We start from the raw sequence: 16,769 nt of genomic DNA, 5'->3' as shown, positions 1-16,769 counted from the left end.
AAAAATGGAAGCGGTTACTTAACAAGGAGAACCCTATGGGAAAAGATTATTGGAATCGCAAAAGTATCTATAGCATCCGTAAATTTACGGTAGGAACATGCTCAGTGCTTATCGGGACTTGCTCTGTTTTATTTGGAGCAAATCTAGCAGGTGTAAATTCTGTATCTGCAGATGAGACACCAGTCGCTGTTGCTACAGAAAAAGTGGAGAAAGAAACTCCTAAAGAGGAAGCTGTAGATTCAAAAGCTTCTGAACAACCTGTAACAACAGAAACTGTTAACAGTGAAGCAGTAGAAACTAATCATGAAGTAGAGAAAAAAGTGGAAACCCCAACTACTGAGACTACTCCTGAGAAAAAAGAAACCTCTGATGTAGAAAAGCAAGCTCCAGCTGTGACTCAGGATCAATCTGCTCAAACAGAAAAACCAGAGCTCAAACCTGCAACTAATGATGAGGTAAAACAGTTGATTGAGGATAGAAAAGTAGAATTCAACCAAAACTGGCATTTTAAGCTCAATGCCAATGCTAAAGATGCGGTCAAGCCAGATGCCGATGTTTCTAGTTGGAAGAAATTAGACCTTCCTCATGATTGGAGTATCTACAATGACTTTGACCATGACTCACCTGCCCAAAACGAAGGTGGGCAACTCAATGGTGGTGATGCTTGGTATCGTAAGACCTTTAAACTCGATGAAGAAGACCTCAATAAGAATGTACGTATCACATTTGACGGGGTTTACATGGATTCTCAGGTTTATGTAAATGGACAGCTAGTTGGTCACTATCCAAATGGTTACAACCAATTCTCATATGACATCACTGAGTATCTCCATAAAGACGGTCGCGAGAATGTCGTAGCAGTGCATGCCATCAACAAACAACCAAGTAGCCGTTGGTACTCAGGAAGCGGGATTTACCGTGATGTTACCCTTCAAGTCACAGATAAGGTCCATACTGAGAAAAATGGAACAACTATCTTAACTCCAGACCTTGAAAAACAACAAAATGGTAAGGTAGATACTCATGTAACAAGTAAGATCGTCAATACTGATGATAAAGATCATGAAATTCTTGCTGAATACCAAATTATCGAACGTAATGGTCAAGCTGTAACGGACCTAGTTCGTACAGCTAGTCAAGTATTGAAAGCTCATCAATCAGCTAGCTTGAATGCTATTTTACAAGTTGATAAACCAAAACTTTGGACAGTTCATAGCGACAAGCCTGCCCTTTACGAATTGGTGACACGTGTTTATCGTGATGGTCAATTGGTCGATGCTAAGAAGGACTTGTTCGGTTACCGTTACTATAACTGGACTCCAAATGAAGGCTTCTCTTTGAATGGTGAACGCATTAAATTCCATGGGGTTTCTCTTCACCATGACCATGGAGCTCTTGGAGCTGAAGAAAACTATAAGGCAGAATACCGTCGTCTGAAACAGATGAAGGATATGGGTGTAAACTCTATCCGTACAACTCACAACCCAGCTAGTGAGCAAACTTTACAAATCGCTGCTGAGCTTGGTTTGTTGGTCCAAGAAGAAGCTTTCGATACTTGGTATGGTGGTAAGAAACAGTATGACTACGGTCGCTTCTTTGACAAAGATGCTACTCACCCAGACGCTAAGAAAGGTGAAAAATGGTCTGATTTTGACCTTCGTACCATGGTTGAACGAGGAAAGAACAACCCTGCTATCGTCATGTGGTCTATCGGTAATGAAATCGGTGAAGCAGACGGGAAACCACGTTCTCTAGCAACTGTTAAACGCTTGGTTCAAGTTATTAAGGCTGTTGATAAGACACGCTATGTCACTATGGGAGCAGATAAGTTCCGTTTTGGTGATGGTAGTGGTGACCATGAAAAGATTGCCAATGAACTTGACGCGGTTGGATTTAACTATTCAGAAGACAACTACAAGAAACTTCGTGCGAAACATCCAAATTGGTTGATTTACGGTTCTGAAACTTCCTCAGCTACTCGTACACGTGGAAGTTATTTCCGCCCAGAACGTGAATTGGTACATAGCAATCAAGCTTACCGTCATTATGAGCAATCAGACTACGGTAACGACCGTGTTGGTTGGGGTAAAACAGCTACTGCATCTTGGACTTTTGACCGTGACAATGCTGGCTATGCAGGTCAGTTCATCTGGACAGGTACTGACTATATCGGTGAACCTACTCCATGGCACAACCAAAACCAAACTCCAGTTAAGAGTTCTTACTTTGGTATCGTAGATACAGCTGGTATTCCAAAGAATGATTACTACTTGTACCAAAGCCAATGGGTTTCTGCTGAGAAGAAACCAATGGTTCATCTCCTTCCTCACTGGAATTGGGAAAATCCTACTCTAAAAGCGAATGTAGCGGATGCAGATGGTAATATTCCAGTCCGTGCCTATTCTAATGCGGCAAGTGTAGAACTATTCTTGAATGGTAATACTCTAGGCAAGAAGACATTTACTAAAAAACAAACAAGCGATGGACGCACTTACCAAGAAGGTGCTAATGCGAATGAGCTCTACCTTGAATGGAAGGTTGCTTTTGAACCAGGGACATTAGAAGCAGTAGCTCGTGATGAAGCTGGAAATATTATTGCTCGTGATAAGATTGTGACTGCTGGCGAACCTGCAGGGGTTCGTTTGGTCAAAGAAGAAAATGCTATCGCAGCTGACGGAAAAGACCTCACTTATATCTATTACGAAATTGTTGACAGTAAAGGTAACGTAGTTCCTACAGCCAATAATCTTGTTCGCTTCCAGTTGCATGGACAAGGTCAGATTGTCGGTGTGGATAACGGGGAACAAGCCAGCCGTGAACGTTACAAAGAACAAGCAGATGGTTCATGGATTCGAAAAGCCTTTAATGGTAAGGGTGTTGTGATTGTCAAATCAACTGAGCAAGCAGGTAAATTCACCTTGACTGCTCACTCTGATTTCTTGAAATCTGGTCAGACAACTATCTTCACAGGTAAGAAAGACCAAGAGGAAAAAACTGTTTTAGGTACAGAGGTGCCTAAAGTACGTACAGTAATCGGTCAAGCAGCTAAAATGCCTTCAAAAGTAGGATTTATCTACAGTGATGGCAGCCGTGCAAAACTTCCAGTAGAATGGTCAGCAGTTGATGTAAATGAACCTGGTATTTTCACTGTTAAAGGTGTGGCAGATGGTCGTGATGTAGAAGCGCGTGTTGAAGTCTTGGCACTCGAAGCAGAATTGCCTGTAGTTAAGAGAATTGCACCAACTACAGATCTAAGTACGGTTGATCCATCTGTTACCTATGTTTTGTCAGATGGTACTGTAGGAAGCTATGACGTTGATAAGTGGGAAGTTGCAGCTGAAGATCAAGCTAAACTAGCTATCCCAGGTTCTCGCATTCAGGTTAAAGGAATATCAGGAGATGATGAAATCTCTGCTACATTCGTAGTTGCCGAAGGTCAAGCTGCTGGTCCAGTAGTACCGACTGTAACAGTAGCAGACCAAGCAGTAGAAGGTCTCTCAACTGATCAACCAGTTCTATACCATAAACTTGCTTATGGAACTGCTTTACCTGAAGTCAAAGCTTTAGCTGAAAATGCTCAAGTAACAGTTATTCAAGCTAACGAAGCAAATGGTATGCGTGCAAGCATTTATGTTCAACCAAATGATGGTGGAGCACTTCAAACGTATGCTATCCAATTCTTACAAGAAGCTCCGCAGATTGAACGTTTGAGCCTAGAAGTAGAAAATGCAGATGCACTGAAAGAAGACCAAACAGTTGGTATCAAGGTATTTGCTCACTATCAAGATGGTACTCAGGCAGTCTTGAAAGCCGATAAGGTGACCTTCTCAACTACAGGTGAAGGAGACGTAACTGTTCGTAAAGGTATGCTTGAATTGCACAAACCTGGTCAAGTAACTCTGAAATCTCAATTTGAAGGAGCTGAAGGTCAGATTGACTTGAACATTCAAGCAAATACTGAAAACAAAGTCGTCCAAGCCATTCGTCCAGTTAGCGTCGTGACAGGTTTGAACCAAGAACCAAGTCTCCCTGATACTGTAACCGTAGAGTACGATAAAGGATTTCCAAAAGTTCACAAGGTGACTTGGCAAGCAGTTGCTAAGGAAGACCTTGCTAAATACCATAGTTTTGAAGTCCTAGGTAAAGTTGAAGGAATTGAGAAAGAAGCACATGCTAAGGTATCTGTCGAAGGTATCATTGCTGTCGAAGAAGTGAGCGTAACTACTCCAGTTGCAGAAGCTCCTCAACTACCAGAGAGCGTTCGTACTTACCACTCAAATGGCCAAGTCTCTTCAGCTAAAGTAACTTGGGACGCAATTGAACCAAGCCAATACGCGCAAGAAGGCAAGTTTACTGTGACAGGACATGTCGAAGGTACTCAACTACCAACTAAACTTCATCTTCGTGTGTCTGCTCAGACAGAAACTGGTGCTAATATTTCTGACCAGTGGACTGGTTCAGAATTGCCACTTGCCTTTGCATCAGACTCAAATCCAAGTGACTCAGTAGCTAATGTCAATGACAAACTAATCTCATATAACAATCAACCAGCAAACCGCTGGACAAACTGGAACCGTACAAGTGAAGCATCCGTGGGAATTCTCTTTGGTGACTCTGGTATCATGTCTAAACGTTCAGTGGATAACCTCAATGTTGCCTTCCACGAAGACCACGGTGTTGGTGCACCTAAGTCTTATGTCATCGAATACTATGTAGGAAAAGATGTACCAACAGTTCCTAAAAATCCAAGCTTTGTAGCTAGTGAAGACCACGTCTTTAACGATGACAATAATTGGAAACAAGTGACAAATCTTAAAGCTCCAGATCAAGTGAGAGCTGGAGAAATGACTCACTTTAGCTTTGATAAAGTCAATACTTATGCGGTTCGTATCCGTATGGTTAGACCAGATGGTAAATGGGGTACTTCCATTACAGAAATTCAAATCTTCTCTAAACAAGTAGCTGCAGCTAAGAAAGCTCAAGCTCAAATCCAAGTAGATGGAAAAGATTTGCCAAACTTTAACCCTGGCTTGACTGACTATTATCTAGAAGCTAAAGAAGACCAAGCACCGACTGTAACAGCAAGTGTATCAGATAATGGTATTGCTACAGTGATTCCAAGCGTTCGTGAAGGGGATCCAGTTCGTGTTGTCGTTAAGGCTGAAAACGGAGATATTCTAGGTGAATACCGTCTCCACTTTACAAATGATAAAGACTTGCTAGCAAGTAAACCTGTTGTTGCTGTGAAATCATCACGCTTGGTTGCTATGGGCCATACTCTTGAGTTACCTGCGAAAGTCGCTGTTTACTTCACAGGTAAAGATGGCTATGAAGTCAAAGACTTGGCAGTTGAATGGGATGAAGTTCCAGCTGAAAATCTAGCGAATGCAGGTGAATTTACAGTTCGTGGTCGCGTTTTAGGTACTGATTTGAATGCCGAAGTAGCAGTACGTGTGACTGATAAACTCGGTGAAAACCTATCAGACAACCCAGACTTCGACGACGATAGCAACCGTTCATTTGCCTCAGCAACTAACGATATTGATCCAAACTCTCATGACCGTGTAGACTATGTTAACGATGGCTCAGACGATGAAACCCGTCGTTGGACCAACTGGTCTCCAACTCCATCTGAAAATCCAGAAGTCTCAGTAGGGGTTATCTTCAGAGAAAATGGTAAGATTGTTGAACGTACAGTAGCTGAAGGAAGCATTCGCTTCTTTGCAGATGGTGGAACAGACGCCCCTTCTAAACTAGTCTTAGAGCGCTATGTGGGACCAGAATTTGCCTCACCAGAATACTACTCTAACTACCAACCATACGATCCAGAACATCCATTTAACACTCCTTCTAACTGGGAGAAAGTTGAATACCGTGCGGATCAAGAAATTCAAGCAGGTACTGATATCCATGTAACCTTTGCTCCAGTCAAAGCTAAGGCGATGAGATGGCGCATGGAAAGAAAAGCAGATACCAAGGGTGTAGCTATTACAGAAATGGCCTTCATCGCACCAAGTGAAGCACCTAAAGACAATACAGCTTCTAAACTTCTAGTAGATGGAAAAGAGCTTGCTGACTTCTCTGAAGCTCGTGTGGATTACCAAGTAACCTATAGTGGAAACCGTCCTAAAGTGACCGTTGAAGCTGGTGAAAACGTAGCGGCAACAGTTGTCGATAGTGGTGACGATAAACTTCCAGTCTTGGTACGTCTCGTTTCAGAAAGTGGTAAACACGTCAAGGAATACCGTATCCAATTGACTAAGGCAGATGCTGAAAGTGCTAAGACAGAACCAGCAGTTCACGAAGTTCCAGAGTTCACAGGTGGTGTGAATGGAGAAGAACCAGCTGTACATGAAGTTCCAGAGTTCACAGGCGGTGTGAATGGAGAAGAACCAGCTGTACATGAAATTCCAGAGTTCACAGGCGGTGTGAATGGAGAAGAACCAGCTGTATACGAAGTTCCAGAATACACTGGAGGCGTGAATGGAGTTGAAGCAGCAGTTCACGAAGTTCCAGAATATAATGGAGGAGCGAAAGTAGTCGAACCAGCAGTTCACGAAGTTCCAGAATACACTGGTGGTGTGAATGCAGTCGAAGCAGCGGTTAACGATGTGCCAGAGTACAAAGGTGGAGCCAATGCAGTCGAAGCAGCGGTGAACGAAGTTCCAGAATATACTGGTGGCCTGAACGCAGCCGAAGCAGCGGTCAATGAAGTACCAGAGTACAAAGATGAGCAGTCGATTGTAGCCCTCGCTATGTCACAAGATAAGACTTATCAGGCGCCTGCAAGTCGTCAACATATTCTCCCTGAAACAGGTACTAAGGAAAATGCAACCCTTGCAACAGCAGGTGTTGTGGGAGCGCTTCTTGGACTCTTTGCAATGGGAAAGAAGAAAGACGAAGAATAAAATAATCTGACAGTATTTAGATTATAGAGATTGGACAAGAAAACAATCTCAACTATAAAAAGTGGACAAACTAGTTTCAAGAAACAGAACTAGATCTTGTCCGCTTTTTTATGTTTTATATTTAGGGATTAACTTTCTTTCTATTATTAAAAGAGTTATAATAAGGGTGAAATAAGGGGTAGGAAAGGAGGAAATAAGATGTCCTATATTGAAATGAAACATAGCTATAAGAGGTATCATACTGGAGAAACAGAAATCGTAGCCAATCGTGATGTTAACTTCGAGATTGAAAAGGGAGAACTGGTCATTATCCTTGGTTCATCTGGAGCAGGGAAGTCAACAGTCTTAAATATTCTTGGTGGTATGGATACAAACGATGAAGGACAAGTCTGGATAGACGGAACCAATATCTCGAATTTTACTTCCCATCAGAGAACCAACTATCGTAGGGATGATGTTGGTTTCGTCTTTCAATTTTATAACTTGGTTTCTAACTTGACTGCCAAAGAAAATGTCGAGTTGGCATCAGAAATTGTATCAGATGCCTTAGATCCTGAGCAGGTTCTCAAGGACGTAGGGTTAGGCAATCGTCTCAATAACTTTCCAGCCCAGTTGTCAGGTGGTGAGCAACAACGGGTATCTATTGCTCGAGCTGTGGCTAAAAATCCTAAAATTCTCCTTTGTGATGAACCAACGGGAGCTTTGGACTACCAGACTGGTAAGCAGGTTCTAAAGATTCTTCAAGATATGTCACGTAAGAAGGGGGCTACCGTTATCATTGTGACCCACAATGCCTCGCTAGCTCCTATAGCTGATCGGGTGATTCAAATGCATGATGCTGGTGTCAAGAGTGTTGTCCTCAATCCTCAACCACAGGATATTGATGATTTGGAGTACTAAGATGAAAAGAAAGACATATTGGAAAGACCTGCTCCAGTCTTTCACAGGTTCAAAGGGACGGTTTTTATCCATCCTAACTCTGATGATGTTGGGATCTTTGGCTGTGGTTGGTCTTAAAGTAGCCAGTCCCAATATGGAGCGAACAGCTTGGGCTTATCTGAAAGATACTAATGCGGCAGATATGACCATCATGGGAGATTATGGTCTAGATCAGACAGACCAGGAAGAATTGCAAACTCTATCAGGAGCAAATGTTGAATTTGGTTATATGACGGATTTGACATTAGAGGATAGTGAAGATGCTGTACGAATTTTTTCAAATACTGAAAAGATTTCAAAATTTCAAGTAACCCAAGGTCGTTTGCCTGAAAAAGAAGATGAACTGGCCTTGGCGGACTTTTGGAAAGATCGCTATCAGATTGGTCAAGTCATTCATTTGAACCAAAAGAATGGTAGCAATTCTCAATTGAAGCGGGATAGTTATACCATTACAGGCTTTGTTCACTCTCCAGATATTTTCTCAAAAACGGATATGGGGAGTGCAGGCAGTGGTAATGGGAACTTATCAGTCTATGGTGTTGTAACAAAAGATAACTTTAAGAGCTCTGTTTACACGATTGCCCGCCTTCGTTTTATTAGTCTAACAGATGTCAATCCTTTTTCTAGTGATTACGAAAAGAAACTCGAGGAAGAAGAGGAGACTCTAAAGGAACTAGTTGCTGATAATGGTCGAGCTCGGCTGAAGAAAATAAAAGAAGATTCTCAGGAGAAATTGGATGTTGGGAAGAAAAAACTAGATGAAGCGGAAACCAACTTGACAGCTGGCAAGAAACGTCTACAAGAAACCGAGACTCAGCTTCAAGGTCAAGAGTCACAGTTAAGCCAACTTCCAGAACCGCAAAAGAGCCAAGTTTCGAGCCAGATAGACCAAGCTAAAGAACAGCTAAAACAAGAAAAAGAAAAAGCAAGCCAAGCTGAAACAGATCTTACTAAGGAAAAGGCTAAGTGGCAGACCAGTCAGGATGAGGTCAATGCTCTGACAGAGCCAACCTATCATGTCTACAATCGAAAAAGCTCTCCTACTGGTCAAGGTTATCTGATGTATAGTAACTCAGCCATGAGTATTCGTGCCGTGGGAAATATCTTTCCAGTTGTTCTCTACGCAGTGGCAGCCATGGTTACCTTTACCACTATGACTCGATTTGTAGACGAGGAAAGAACCAATGCTGGGATTTTCAAAGCTCTAGGCTACCATAGCAAAGACATCATCGCTAAGTTTGTAATTTATGGTCTGGTTGCTGGAACTCTTGGAACCCTTCTAGGGATTCTGATTGGCCATTATGTCTTAGCACCTACAATCTCACATATCATTACTGGCCGAATGATTGTTGGTGAGAGTCAGCAATATTTCTACTGGACCTATAGTTGCTTGGCTCTGGGGCTAAGCTTAGTAGCAAGCGTCCTACCAGCCTACCTTGTATCTCGTAGAGAATTGCATGAAGAAGCAGCGCAATTATTATTACCTAAGCCTCCAGTCAAGGGTTCTAAAATTCTCTTAGAACGCATCACATTTATCTGGTCACGTTTGAGCTTTACTCAAAAGGTTACTGCTCGTAATATCTTTCGTTATAAGCAGCGTATGTTAATGACCATTTTTGGGGTTGGAGGTTCAGTTGCCCTCCTCTTTGCAGGACTTGGGATTCAATCCTCTGTGGTTGGCGTGGCCGATAGGCAGTTTAAGGACCTGCAACAATATCAGATGGTTCTCTCTGTAAATACTAGAGCTTCAGATACTGATAAGGACAAGTTAGAAGAAAAACTGAAAAGCGATGAAGTTAAAGATTTTCGTTTGATTTTTTCTAAGCAGATTGAAGAGAAGTATCCGGGCAAGGCTGGAATTCAGACAGTGACCATCATGGTAACAGATAAGGCTGACCTGGCTCCATTTGTCCGTTTAGAAAATAATGGGGAAAAACTTGACTTATCTAACGGAGTTGTCTTGACAGAAAAATTAGCTCAGTTGGCAGGAGTTTCCGTTGGTGAAAACTTTACAATAGATGGAAAAACCTTTAAAGTAGGTGGCATCACGGAGCATTATGTAGGCCATTTTGTTTATATGAATCAGGAGACCTATGAGAAAATTTATGGTCAAACTCCTAAGATGAATACCTATCTAGTCCAACTCAAGGATAAAAGTGAAGGCAATACTGAAAGAGTTGCAAGAGAATTTATGGAGCAGGCGGCTGTCAATGGTGTCGTGCAAAATGCTTCAACCATTCAGCTATTTGAAAGTTTTGCTAGTTCCCTTAACCAAACCATGGCAATTTTGGTTCTGGTATCGGTACTTCTAGCAGTTGTGATTCTCTATAATCTGACCAATATCAATGTTGCTGAACGGATTCGGGAACTCTCAACCATAAAGGTCCTTGGTTTTCATAATAAAGAAGTGACCCTTTATATCTATCGGGAGACCATCATACTGTCACTGGTTGGAATGATTGTAGGTTTGGTCTCAGGCTTTTATCTCCATCAATTTCTAATTCAGATGATTGCACCGGGCACCTTCCGTTTTCAACCACAGGTCGGTTGGGAAGTGTATCTAATCCCAGTTTTAGCTGTTGGTATCATCTTGACCATACTCGGTTTTTTTGTCAATCACTATCTCCGAAAGGTCGATATGCTAGAAGCCCTCAAGTCGGTAGAATAGGTTTTTTATAACAAAAAACAAATAAGAAAGCCCTTTGTGGCTTTTTTATTTTCATAAAAATGGTAAAATAGTAAGAGTAGAAATGGAGTTCTAGATATGAAACGAATTGATCAATTTAAAAATAAGAAAGTATTAGTCCTAGGTTTGGCCAAATCTGGTGAATCTGCAGCTCGTCTCTTAGACAAGCTAGGTGCCATCGTAACGGTTAATGATGGTAAACCTTTTGAGGAAAATCCAGCAGCTCAGAGCCTTTTAGAAGAGGGCATCAAGGTTGTCACTGGTGGACATCCTTTGGAATTATTGGATGAAGATTTTGCCTTGATGGTAAAAAATCCAGGAATTCCTTATAGCAATCCGATGATTGAAAAAGCACTAGAAAAAGGGATTCCAGTATTGACTGAAGTTGAGTTGGCCTACTTGATTTCAGAAGCACCAATCATCGGTATAACTGGTTCAAATGGGAAGACAACGACGACAACCATGATTGGAGAAGTTCTGACTGCGGCTGGGCAAAATGGCCTCTTATCAGGTAACATCGGTTATCCTGCTAGTCAGGTAGCCCAAACTGCTACAGATAAGGATACCCTTGTCATGGAACTTTCTTCTTTCCAATTAATGGGAATCCGGGAATTCCATCCTGAAATTGCTGTTATCACCAACCTTATGCCAACGCATATTGACTATCACGGTTCTTTTGAAGACTATGTGGCAGCTAAGTGGAATATCCAAAACAATATGACAGCAGTTGATTACCTAGTATTGAACTTCAACCAGGAATTAGCTAAAGAACTTGCGACAAAGACAAATGCAACTGTAGTACCATTCTCAACACTTGAAAAGGTTGACGGAGCTTATCTTGAAGATGGTCTTCTCTACTTCCGTGGTGAAAAAGTCATGGCAGCTGATGAGATCGGTGTTCCAGGTAGCCACAATGTGGAAAATGCTCTTGCAACCATTGCCGTTGCTAAACTGCGTGGTGTTGACAATGAAACGATTAAGGAAACCTTGTCAGCCTTTGGTGGCGTTAAACACCGTCTCCAATTTGTAGACCAAATAAATGGGGTGAAATTCTACAACGATAGTAAGTCAACCAATATCTTAGCAACTCAAAAAGCCTTGTCAGGATTTGATAATAGCAAGGTTATCTTGATTGCTGGTGGGTTGGACCGTGGCAATGAGTTTGACGAATTGGTTCCTGATATTACTGGACTTAAGAAAATGGTCATCCTCGGTCAATCTGCAGAACGTGTCAAACGTGCAGCGGATAAGGCTGGTGTGGCTTATGTGGATGCAACAGATATTGCAGATGCAACCCGCAAGGCTTATGAACTTGCAGAAGAAGGAGATGTGGTTCTCCTCAGTCCTGCTAATGCAAGCTGGGATATGTATGCTAACTTTGAAGTACGTGGAGATCTTTTCATCGACACTGTAGCGGAGTTAAAGGGATAATATGAAAAAAATAGTATTTACAGGTGGGGGAACGGTTGGACACGTTACCCTCAACCTTTTGTTAATGCCTAAGTTCATCGAAGATGGCTGGGAAGTCCACTATATTGGTGATAAAAATGGGATTGAGCATCATGAAATTCTCAAGTCAGGTTTAGATGTCACCTTCCATTCGATTGCAACGGGGAAATTACGTCGATATTTCTCATGGCAAAATATGATTGATGTCTTTAAGGTTGCTTTTGGAATTCTTCAATCGCTCTTTATCATGCTTCGAGTTCGTCCACAAGCCCTCTTTTCTAAGGGTGGATTTGTATCTGTTCCGCCTGTTATCGCAGCGCGAGTATGCAGAGTACCAGTCTTCATCCACGAGTCTGATCTCTCTATGGGATTGGCCAATAAAATTGCCTATAAGTTTGCGACTAAGATGTACTCTACTTTCGAGCAAGCGTCTAGTCTCACTAAGGTAGAACATGTAGGAGCTGTGACCAAGGTTTCTGGTCCAGTTATGGAAGAACCTGAAGAAATGGTGGATATCCGTACTTCTTTCAACGACAAGTTACCAACTCTTCTCTTTGTTGGAGGTTCTGCTGGGGCGCGTGTCTTTAACCAACTAGTTACAGACCACAAGGAAGAACTGACTAGTCGCTATAATATCATCAACCTGACAGGAGATGCTAGTTTAAATGAACTAAGTTCAAACCTCTACCGTGTTGACTATGCGACGGAACTCTATCAACCACTCATGAATCTGGCTGATGTGGTCATCACTCGTGGTGGTGCCAATACTATTTTTGAACTCCTTGCTATGGCTAAATTGCACGTCATTGTGCCACTGGGTCGTGAAGCTAGCCGTGGAGATCAGATTGAAAATGCAGCCTATTTTGTGAAGAAAGGCTATGCTGAGGAGTTGCAAGAGAGTGACTTGACCTTGTCTACTTTGGAAGAAAAAGTAAATCAACTTTTGACCAACAAAGAGATCTATCAAAACAAGATGAAGAATTCTCAGGAATTAAAATCTGTGGCAGATTTTTATGAGCTACTAAAAAAAGATTTATCATAAGGAAAATTGATGTCAAAGGATAAAAAGAATCAGGACACTCAAGGCAAGGAATTGTCAGAGTGGCAAAAACGAAATCAAGAATATCTTCAAAAAAAGGCTAAAGAAGAGGCGAAACGTGCCGAAGAAGAAGCTCATGAAAAAGAAGAACAAGCAGCAAAGTCTTCTTCTGAAAATACTCAAGAAGTGTCAGAATGGCAAAAACAACATCATGAGTATTTGAGTAAAAAAACAGAAGAAAAATCTACGAGTTCTGAAGAAGTGGACGAAGAATCCGAAAAATCTGAAGAGAAGGATTCGGATACTAGCGATGAGACTTCAAATGAAGAGAAAGATTCGGAGAAAATTTCACAAGAAGACGCTAAGAGTCAGGACCAGGCAGGGGAAGAAAATGCTGGTGCAGAGGTTAAGAAAGAGAAAAAGGTAAAAACCAAGAATAAACCTCCAAAACCCGCTATTCCTTCTATACATATCTGGCGAGCAGTTACGATCCTCGTCCCTAGCTTTCTAATCTTATTCTTGTCTATTTATCTTCTAAGCCCTCTGGCTACAATGAAACATATTGAGGTTATGGGTAACGTTCAGACAAGTGCAGACCAAGTTAGAGAAGCGTCTGGCATTCGTGACAGTGACTATACGATCAGCTTACTCTTAAATAAAGATAAGCATGCGGAAATGGTCAAATCGAATCACTGGATTGAATCGGCAAAGATAGTTTATCAATTCCCAGTTCACTTCACCATTGAAGTGAAGGAATTTGGGATTGTAGCCTACTCTGTTTCTGGTGATAGTTATTATCCAATTTTATCAAGCGGAAGTATTGAATCAACTGCCGTTAGTTCTGACAACTTACCTGAGAAATACATATCTGTTTTATTTAACAATGAGGAACAGATAAAAACATTGATTTCTCAGCTAAATGAAGTTAGTCCAGAAATTAAGCAAGAGATTGAGAAGATTGAACTTGCACCAAGTAAGGTAACAAGTGACCTTCTAAAGATTACCATGTATGATACAGACGAGATTTTGGTGCCATTATCAGAACTAGGGAAGAAATTACCCTACTATAGTAAGATAAAACCACAGTTGACAGTACCTAGTGGTATTGACATGGAGGTCGGTATCTATAGCTATAGTCTAGTGGATAAGGCTCTGGATGACGAAAGAATCAAAGCCAAAGAAGAGGAAAAGAAGAAGCAGGAAGAAGAGAAGAAAAAACAAGCTGAGCAAGGAAATCAAGATCAAACAACACAGACGACTCAAACAACACAGAGTCGCTAAGTTTCAAATGATTCGTTCAGTTACTTGTTTTTACTTGACAAGTACCACTTTAAATAATAGAATAGTAAAAAACCTTTAAAGCAGTCCAGAGAGGCAGCTAAGGTTAGACGGTGAAAGGGTGGAGACTGCCCATTTTTCGTGGAACCTTGCTGTAGGCAGGTTCCTTTTTTCATGCTCTCTAGCTAACAAAGGTAAAAGGAGAAAAGTATGCGCGAAGCCCGTCCAGTTATTGCTCTTGATTTTCCAAGTTTTGAGGCAGTCAAGCAATTTTTAGCTCTTTTTCCAGCAGGAGAGAGCCTCTATCTAAAGGTAGGTATGGAACTCTATTATGCTACAGGACCTGAGATTGTTTCTTATCTGAAAGGTTTGGGACATAGTGTCTTTCTGGATCTTAAACTCCATGATATTCCAAATACAGTCAAATCAGCCATGAAGGTCTTGTCTCATCTGGGCGTTGATATGACCAATGTTCATGCCGCAGGTGGTGTAGAGATGATGAAGGCTGCGCGTGAAGGTCTTGGAAAAGAAGCCAAATTGATTGCTGTTACCCAGTTGACTTCAACTTCTGAAGAACAAATGAGAGACTTTCAAAATATTCAAACCAGTCTTCAAGAATCGGTTATTCACTATGCCAAGAAAACTGCTGAAGCGGAATTAGATGGTGTGGTTTGTTCAGCTCAAGAAGTAAAACTCATCAAAGAAGCTACCAGTCCAGAATTTATTTGCCTGACACCAGGTATTCGACCAGCAGGGGCTGCAGTTGGAGATCAAAAACGAGTGATGACACCTGCAGATGCTTATCATATTGGTAGTGACTACATCGTTGTCGGTCGCCCAATCACTCAAGCCACTGATCCAGTAGTAGCTTATCATGCTATCAAGGATGAATGGACACAAGACTGGAAATAAGAATAAAGTATAAAATACAAAGGAGAATCCCATGACACTTGCTAAAAACATTGCTAGCCATCTATTGAAAATTCAAGCTGTTTACCTCAAACCAGAAGAGCCTTTCACTTGGGCCTCAGGTATCAAGTCACCGATTTATACGGATAATCGTGTAACACTTGCCTACCCAGAGACACGTACCTTGATTGAGAATGGTTTTGTAGAAGCCATCAAGTCAGAATTCCCAGAGGTAGAAGTGATTGCAGGAACAGCGACTGCGGGTATCCCACACGGTGCCATCATCGCTGATAAGATGAATCTGCCATTTGCTTATATCCGTAGCAAACCTAAAGATCATGGTGCTGGAAACCAAATCGAAGGTCGTGTAGCTCAAGGACAAAAAATGGTCGTTGTGGAAGATTTGATTTCAACTGGTGGTTCTGTGCTTGAAGCTGTAGCAGCTGCTAAACGTGAAGGAGCAGATGTTCTTGGTGTTGTTGCCATTTTCAGCTATCAATTACCAAAAGCAGATAAGAATTTTGCAGATGCTGGTGTCAAACTAGTGACTCTTTCAAACTACAGCGAGCTCATCCACCTAGCCCAAGAAGAAGGCTACATTACACCAGAAGGACTTGCTCTCCTAAAACGATTTAAAGAAGACCAAGAAAATTGGCAAGGATAACTTTTTTAGTGCAATTACTTAACCGATGTATAACATCGGTTTTTTTAATTGACAAATGTAGATTTTAAGAGTATACTGATAATTGTAATTGACAAATGTAGATTTAGGAGGAATAACAATGCAGATTTCGGATGCAGAATGGCAGGTCATGAAGATTATCTGGATGCAGGGAGAACAGACTAGTACTGATCTCATAAAAGTATTAGAGAAAAGGTTCAGTTGGTCCAAATCCACGATCCAGACACTCTTGGCCCGTTTGGTGGAGAAAGAATGTTTGACTCGGGAAAAACAGGGCAAGTCCTTTGTCTATTCGGCCCTTTTAACGCTAGATGATAGTAGGGGCTTAATGGTTCAGGATATCAAAGACAAGCTTTGTTCTCGAAGAATAAAGCTCTTGCTAGCTGATTTGATTGAAGAATGTGACTTTACCCTAGCTGACTTGGAAGGTTTGGAAGAAGTGATTTCAAAGAAAAAAGCAAGTGCTGTAACAGAAGTAAGATGTAATTGTATGTAAAGGAGACGCTATGTTAAATCTATTTGTATCTATTGTTGTTTTAGGAATGATTGCTTTTATCCTCTTTTGGTTTTTCAAAAAACCGCAAGAAGATGCTAAGAGAGCCCAACAAAAGAATGGCTATCAAGAAATTCGAGTGGAGGTCATGGGAGGATATACTCCAGAAACCATTATCCTCAAAAAATCGCAACCTGCTCGCATTATTTTTGATCGAAAAGATCCTTCACCTTGCTTGGATCAAATCGTTTTCCCAGACTTTGGAGTGCATGCAGATCTGCCCATGGGAGACCAATACGTTGTTGAAATCACACCTGAAGAAGCAGGTGAGTATGGTTTCTCTTGTGGCATGAATATGATGCACGGTAAGATGATTGTAGAATAGG

10 protein-coding genes and 1 pseudogene are annotated in these 16,769 nt (G+C 41.5%); all 11 read left to right on the top strand.

Going from position 1 to position 16,769, the window contains the following annotated elements:
- Positions 1-35 precede the first annotated feature (35 nt).
- Positions 36-6,263, top strand: a pseudogene (gene bgaA, locus NMM19_RS00950) (LPXTG-anchored adhesin/beta-galactosidase BgaA); the annotation flags it as partial.
- On the top strand, positions 6,255-6,908 hold the full coding sequence (locus tag NMM19_RS08380) for an SIALI-17 repeat-containing surface protein (RefSeq protein ID WP_368407195.1): 654 nt from the start codon (positions 6,255-6,257) through the stop codon (positions 6,906-6,908). The pseudogene bgaA and the gene NMM19_RS08380, both read left to right, overlap by 9 nt.
- Before the next feature lie 198 nt (positions 6,909-7,106).
- Positions 7,107-7,808, top strand: coding sequence for an ABC transporter ATP-binding protein (locus tag NMM19_RS00945; protein WP_178895275.1), 702 nt, complete (start codon positions 7,107-7,109; stop codon positions 7,806-7,808).
- A 1-nt stretch (position 7,809) separates the two neighbouring features.
- Positions 7,810-10,515, top strand: coding sequence for an FtsX-like permease family protein (locus NMM19_RS00940; protein ID WP_178895274.1), 2,706 nt, complete (start codon positions 7,810-7,812; stop codon positions 10,513-10,515).
- Between the two features lie 96 nt (positions 10,516-10,611).
- Positions 10,612-11,964: a UDP-N-acetylmuramoyl-L-alanine--D-glutamate ligase gene (gene murD / locus NMM19_RS00935; protein ID WP_178895273.1), complete on the top strand. Its 1,353-nt coding sequence runs from the start codon at positions 10,612-10,614 to the stop codon at positions 11,962-11,964.
- A 1-nt stretch (position 11,965) separates the two neighbouring features.
- On the top strand, positions 11,966-13,024 hold the full coding sequence (locus NMM19_RS00930) for a UDP-N-acetylglucosamine--N-acetylmuramyl-(pentapeptide) pyrophosphoryl-undecaprenol N-acetylglucosamine transferase (protein ID WP_178895272.1): 1,059 nt from the start codon (positions 11,966-11,968) through the stop codon (positions 13,022-13,024).
- 9 nt (positions 13,025-13,033) lie between these two features.
- Complete coding sequence (locus tag NMM19_RS00925) at positions 13,034-14,302, top strand: cell division protein FtsQ/DivIB (protein ID WP_254729666.1); 1,269 nt, start codon at positions 13,034-13,036, stop codon at positions 14,300-14,302.
- Positions 14,303-14,509: 207 nt separating this feature from the next.
- Positions 14,510-15,211 carry an orotidine-5'-phosphate decarboxylase gene (pyrF, locus tag NMM19_RS00920; protein WP_178895270.1) on the top strand — a complete coding sequence of 234 codons (702 nt, stop codon included), beginning with the start codon at positions 14,510-14,512 and terminating at the stop codon, positions 15,209-15,211.
- Positions 15,212-15,242: 31 nt separating this feature from the next.
- Positions 15,243-15,872 (top strand): orotate phosphoribosyltransferase, encoded by a 630-nt coding sequence (gene pyrE, locus NMM19_RS00915; RefSeq protein WP_178895269.1) that lies wholly within the window; start codon positions 15,243-15,245, stop codon positions 15,870-15,872.
- Positions 15,873-15,990: 118 nt separating this feature from the next.
- On the top strand, positions 15,991-16,386 hold the full coding sequence (locus NMM19_RS00910; protein WP_045763230.1) for a CopY/TcrY family copper transport repressor: 396 nt from the start codon (positions 15,991-15,993) through the stop codon (positions 16,384-16,386).
- A gap of 10 nt (positions 16,387-16,396) precedes the next feature.
- Positions 16,397-16,768, top strand: a complete 372-nt coding sequence (locus tag NMM19_RS00905; protein ID WP_000933322.1) for a cupredoxin domain-containing protein — start codon at positions 16,397-16,399, stop codon at positions 16,766-16,768.
- Position 16,769: the final 1 nt, after the last annotated feature.

The sequence above is a fragment of the Streptococcus sp. CF8_St5-17 genome (assembly GCF_024295665.1).
GTDB lineage: Bacteria > Bacillota > Bacilli > Lactobacillales > Streptococcaceae > Streptococcus.
The sequence above is the reverse complement of the archived record's forward strand: the minus strand, read 5'-3'. Positions and strand labels throughout refer to the sequence as shown.

What these genes read in the sequence shown, in the direction of transcription:
- NMM19_RS00945 (WP_178895275.1), top strand. Translation starts at nt 7,107, where the DNA reads ATGTCCTATATTGAAATGAAACATAGCTATAAGAGGTATCATACTGGA.
- NMM19_RS00940 (WP_178895274.1), top strand. Translation starts at nt 7,810, where the DNA reads ATGAAAAGAAAGACATATTGGAAAGACCTGCTCCAGTCTTTCACAGGT.
- murD (WP_178895273.1), top strand. Translation starts at nt 10,612, where the DNA reads ATGAAACGAATTGATCAATTTAAAAATAAGAAAGTATTAGTCCTAGGT.
- NMM19_RS00930 (WP_178895272.1), top strand. Translation starts at nt 11,966, where the DNA reads ATGAAAAAAATAGTATTTACAGGTGGGGGAACGGTTGGACACGTTACC.
- NMM19_RS00925 (WP_254729666.1), top strand. Translation starts at nt 13,034, where the DNA reads ATGTCAAAGGATAAAAAGAATCAGGACACTCAAGGCAAGGAATTGTCA.
- pyrF (WP_178895270.1), top strand. Translation starts at nt 14,510, where the DNA reads ATGCGCGAAGCCCGTCCAGTTATTGCTCTTGATTTTCCAAGTTTTGAG.
- pyrE (WP_178895269.1), top strand. Translation starts at nt 15,243, where the DNA reads ATGACACTTGCTAAAAACATTGCTAGCCATCTATTGAAAATTCAAGCT.
- NMM19_RS00910 (WP_045763230.1), top strand. Translation starts at nt 15,991, where the DNA reads ATGCAGATTTCGGATGCAGAATGGCAGGTCATGAAGATTATCTGGATG.
- NMM19_RS00905 (WP_000933322.1), top strand. Translation starts at nt 16,397, where the DNA reads ATGTTAAATCTATTTGTATCTATTGTTGTTTTAGGAATGATTGCTTTT.